The 4,799-nt window shown below is 74.2% G+C and carries 3 protein-coding genes and 2 pseudogenes; all 5 read right to left on the minus strand.

What is annotated here, in order from left to right; genetic code table 11:
* Positions 1–45 precede the first annotated feature (45 nt).
* Positions 46–1,128 carry a Zn-dependent alcohol dehydrogenase gene (locus ABZT03_RS22185; RefSeq protein ID WP_356041818.1) on the minus strand — a complete coding sequence of 361 codons (1,083 nt, stop codon included), beginning with the start codon at positions 1,126–1,128 and terminating at the stop codon, positions 46–48.
* 10 nt (positions 1,129–1,138) lie between these two features.
* The gene (locus ABZT03_RS22190; RefSeq protein WP_356041819.1) at positions 1,139–2,527 is read right to left on the minus strand and encodes an aldehyde dehydrogenase family protein; all 1,389 of its coding nucleotides are present in this window, start codon (positions 2,525–2,527) and stop codon (positions 1,139–1,141) included.
* Positions 2,528–2,699: 172 nt separating this feature from the next.
* Positions 2,700–4,034, minus strand: a complete 1,335-nt coding sequence (locus ABZT03_RS22195; RefSeq protein WP_356041821.1) for an ABC transporter ATP-binding protein — start codon at positions 4,032–4,034, stop codon at positions 2,700–2,702.
* A 214-nt stretch (positions 4,035–4,248) separates the two neighbouring features.
* Positions 4,249–4,704 (minus strand): annotated as a pseudogene (locus tag ABZT03_RS22200) (class F sortase); the annotation flags it as partial.
* A pseudogene (locus ABZT03_RS22205) lies at positions 4,704–4,799 on the minus strand (hypothetical protein); the annotation flags it as partial. The pseudogenes ABZT03_RS22200 and ABZT03_RS22205, both read right to left, overlap by 1 nt.

The raw sequence follows: 4,799 nt of genomic DNA on the forward strand, positions 1-4,799 counted from the left end.
ACCGGGCAGGGCGGGCCCGGGACCCGCCGCGGGCGTCCGAACCCGTCAGAACACCACCAGCGCCCGTCCCCCCTTGCCGGCCAGCATGTTCTCGAACGCCGCCGGGATGCCCTCCAGGCCGATCCGTTCGGTCACCAGCGCGCCCAGGTCCAGGCGGCCCGCCCGGACGTGCTCGGCCAGCACCGGGAGGTCCTTCGCCGGGTCCGAGTCGCCGTAGACGCAGCCGGAGAGGGTGCGGCCCCAGTGGAAGAGCTCCAGCGCGTTGAAGGTGACCTGCTGGTCCTTGCCGCCGATGCCGACCACCGTGGTGCGGCCGCCGCGGCGGGTGGAGTCCCAGGCCGCGCGGATGGTGACCGCGCGGCCCACGCACTCGATCGCCACGTCCACGCCCTGCTTGCCGGTGAGGGCGCGGATGTCGCGGGCGGTGGTGTCGGAGGCGACGACGTAGTCGGTGGCGCCCGCCGCGCGCGCCAGTTCCTCCTTCTCCGGGGACACGTCGACCGCGACGATCTTCGAGGCGCCGGCGATGCGGGCCGACTGGAGGGTGGCGAGCCCGACGCCGCCCACGCCGAACACCGCGGCCGTCTCCCCCGGCAGGACCCGCGCCGAGTGGTGGACGGCGCCGTAGCCGGTGAGGACCGCGCAGCCGAGGAGGGCCGCGTCGGTGAGCGGGACGCCGTCCGGGAGGGGCAGGACGCAGGCGGCCGGTACGACCGTCTCCTCGGCGAACGCGGCGACGTTCAGGCCGGGGTGCAGGTCGGCGCCGTCGGCGGCGCGGCGGGCGTGGATGCCGGCGGCGCCGTTGAGGGCGTTGGCGCACAGCCACACCTCGCCGAGCGAACAGGCGTGGCAGCTCCCGCAGGACGGCGCCCAGTTGAGGACGACGCCGTCCCCCGGCGAGAAACGGGTGACGCCCTCGCCGACGGCGACGACGGTGCCGGCGCCCTCGTGGCCGAGGACGGCGGGGACCGGCACGCGCATGGTGCCGTTGGACAGGGACAGGTCGGAGTGGCAGACCCCGGCGGCGGCGAGCCGGACGCGGACCCGGCCTGGGCCGGGGTCCGGGAGCTCGATCTCCGTGATCTCCAGGGGGGCGCCCACGGCGGGCAGGACGGCGGCACGAACCACGGGAGGCTCCTCAGAACTGCAGGGACTTGGTCTGGAGGTACTCGGACAGGCCGTGCGTGCCGAGTTCGCGGCCCACACCCGACTGTTTGTAGCCGCCGAAGGGCGCGAGCGGGTTGAAGCGGCCGCCGTTGATGTCGACCTGGCCGGTGTCCATCCGGCGGGCGAAGGCCACGGCCTCCTCCCGGTCACCGGCCCAGACGGCCCCGGCGAGGCCGTAGACGGTGCCGTTCGCGATCCGCAGGGCGTCCTCCTCGTCCTCGTAGCGCAGGATCGACAGGACCGGTCCGAAGATCTCCTCCTGGGCGATCGCCATCTCCGGGGTGACGTCGGCGAACACCGTGGGGCTGACGAAGTAGCCCTGCTCGCGCGGCGGTTCGGAGCCGCCCGCGACCAGGCGGGCGCCCTCGGCCACGCCCTTGTCGATGTAGCCGAGCACCCGGGTCTGCTGGGTGGCGTTGACCACCGGGCCGATCCGGTCGCCGTACTTGGCGGCGGCCGCCGCGGCCAGTTCGACCGCCTCGTCGTAGCGCGAGGTGTGCACCAGCATGCGGGTCCAGGCGCTGCACGTCTGGCCCGAGTTGGACATCACGTTGGCGACGCCGACGTTGACCGCCTTGGCGAGGTCGGCGCTCGGCAGGATCACGTTGGCGGACTTGCCGCCCAGTTCGAGGGCCACCTTCTTGACGGCCGCGCCCGCCGCCGCGCCGATCCGCCGGCCGACGGCGGTGGAGCCGGTGAAGGAGACCAGGTCGACGCCGGGATGCTCGGCGAGGGCCTGTCCGGCGACCGGGCCGAGACCGGTGACCAGGTTGAACACGCCTGCCGGGACGCCCGCTTCGTCGACGGCCTCGGCGAAGAGCTGCGCGGTCAGCGGGGTGTCCTCGGCCGGCTTCAGCACCACCGTGCAGCCCGCCGCGAGCGCGGGGGCCACCTTCGCCACGATCTGGTGGAGGGGGTAGTTCCAGGGCGTGATGGCGGCGACCACGCCGACCGGTTCCAGGTGGACGGTGGAGTTGCCCGCCTTCTCCTCGAAGGCGTAGGTCGCGGCCAGTTCGGCGTACGAGCCCGCGACCGCGATCGGCACCCCGGCGTGCACCGCCTGCGAGAACGCGAGGGGCGAGCCGAGTTCGGCGGTGACCGTGCGGGCGATCTCGTCGGCCCGGGCCGTCAGGACGTCCCGCAGGGCGGCCAGCCGCGCGGCGCGTTCGGCGGGAGCGGTCCGGGCCCAGCCCGGCAGGGCGCCGCGGGCGGCCCGTACGGCGGCGTCGACGTCCTCGGCGGTGCCCGCGGGGACCCGGGCGACGACCTGTTCGTCGGCCGGGTTCACGACCTCGATCGTGTCGGGCCCCGCGGCGGGGCGCCAGGCCCCGTCGATGTACATGCCGTCGTGTGCCTTCATGGTGCGTCCTCCCGGCGGGGCGGTGTCGTCGTCCGGCTCACAAACTAGCGGTGTTAGTTTTCGGGCGCCAGACACCCCGGAGGACGGCGGAGGGAGACGTACGTCTCGGCGCGCCCGGCCGGCGGCGCGGCCCGCCGCCGCGGACGGTCCCCGTATCCGCGCCGGCCAGGCGTCACGCGTCCAGGTCGGGGAGGCGGTCCGGGGCCGGGCAGATCCGCTCGCCGTGCTGGTCGAAGACGAACAGGTGGGCGATGTCGACGAGCAGCGGCACCTGCATACCCCGCCGCAGGTCGATGTCGGGAGTGGTGCGCACGACGAGATCGCCGGGCAGGCGGCCCTCGGGCGGCTCCGGGTCGGTGGCGGCGTCCGCCGGGTGTTCGAGCACCACCACCGGCCCGGCCCGCAGGGTGCCCGCCCGCCCCTTCAGCCGGTCCAGCACCGTTCCCTCCCGTCTCCGGCGCCGGGAGGGCGCGGTCGGACGCGGCGCCTCCAGATCCGGTACGACGGCGGGCCGGGACCCGGTACTGAAGTGCACGAGGACCTCGTGGCCCTGGAACTCCACGTGCTCCACCAGACCGCTGATGGCCACCTCGCCCGGCCGGGCGGACGCGGGCCGCGCGATCCGCACCGCTTCCGAACGCAGGCCCACGATGACCTCCCTGCCCTGCTGCACACGCAGCAACTGGTGGTCCAGGCACAGGGGTTCGGGCAGGCGCAGGAACTGCTTGCCGAGGCTGATCGTCATCGCCCCGTCCAGCGGGGCGCGCACCAGCCCGCGCAGCAGGTTGATGCGCGGGATGCCGATGAAGGCGGCGACGAAGACGTTGCGCGGCAGGGCGTACACCGAGCGCGGGGCGCCCACCTGCTGGAGGACCCCGCCGCGCAGGACGGCGACCCGGTCGCCGAGGGACATGGCCTCGGACTGGTCGTGGGTGACGTAGACCGTGGTGACGCCCAGCTCGCGGGTGAGGTGGGTGATCTCGGCGCGCAGGTGGTTGCGGAGCTTGGCGTCGAGGTTGGACAGCGGCTCGTCCATCAGGAACGCCGAGGGGTGCCGGGCGATGGCCCGGCCCATGGCGACGCGCTGGCGCTCGCCGCCGGAGAGCTGGCTGGGGAAGCGGTCGAGAAGGTCCTCTATGCCCAGCATGCGGGCGGTGGCGTCCACCCGCGGGCCCGGGTCGTCGCCGGGGCTCTCCACCCGCAGCGGAAAGCCGATGTTGCCGCGGGTCGTCATGTTCGGGTAGAGCGCGAAGTTCTGGAACACCATCGCGATGTCCCGCTCGGACGGGAGCAGGTCGTTGGCGTGCGCGCCGTCGAGCCGCAGCTCGCCGCTGGTGATCTCCTCCAGGCCGGCGATCATCCGCAGCACGGTGGACTTGCCGCAGCCCGAGGGGCCGAGCAGGACCAGGAACTCGCCGGGCACGATGTCGAGCGAGAGCCGGTCCACCACCCGGACGCCCTTGCTGTACACCTTGCTGACGTCGTGCAGGGAGATGGCGCGTGTCATGACGGTGCCCCCGGGGGCTCACTTGGGCGCTGGTGCTCCGCGGTCGGAGGTCCCGTGCGGGTCGTACGGGCCGTGAGTCACGGAAGCTAACGGACAGTGCGCGCTCGGGGGAAGACGCTCGACGGAATCGGACTCCGCGATCCGCCGTGGGAGGAAACGGACGCACCGGTTCAGCCGGTGCCGGCCCCCGGTCGCGGCGGGTGCCGGTGCCCGGTCAGCGGGTGGCGGTCAGATGGGCGAAGACGACGACGTTGCTGGTGTAGCCGGTCCTGCGGGTGTAGAGGCCGCCGCAGGTGAGCACCCGCAGCTCGGGGCGTCGGCTCGGGCCGTACACCTCCTTGTCGGGGAAGCGCGCCTTGTCGAAGACCCGCACCCGGTCCACGGTGTAGACGGCGGTACGGCCGTCCGCGCGTCCGGCCTCGATGTGGCTGCCGCGGGTCAGCTGGGCCAGGGCGGCGAAGACCGCCGGACCGGTCCTCGTGTCGCGGTGGCCGACGGCGATGGCCGTGCCGCTCTCGCCGGGTGTGGGTCCGTCCTGGTACCAGCCGACCAGCTTGGGCCGGTCCAGGGGCGGGGTCCCCAGCTGCCGGTCGGGGCCGAGCCGGAGCCCGATCACGGGCGCGGCGATGCCCAGGGACGGGACGCGCAGGGTGGTCGCCGGCGACCGGGGTCCGACCGGGTCAGCGTGGAGAAGTCGTACCGGCGCACCTTCAGCACGATCGTCCGCCCCGACAGCCCGGCCTCCCGCAGCCGCCGCACGCACCG

Origin of the sequence: Streptomyces sp. NPDC005574, from assembly GCF_040605435.1 — a bacterium.
Taxonomy (GTDB): Bacteria; Actinomycetota; Actinomycetes; order Streptomycetales; family Streptomycetaceae; genus Streptomyces.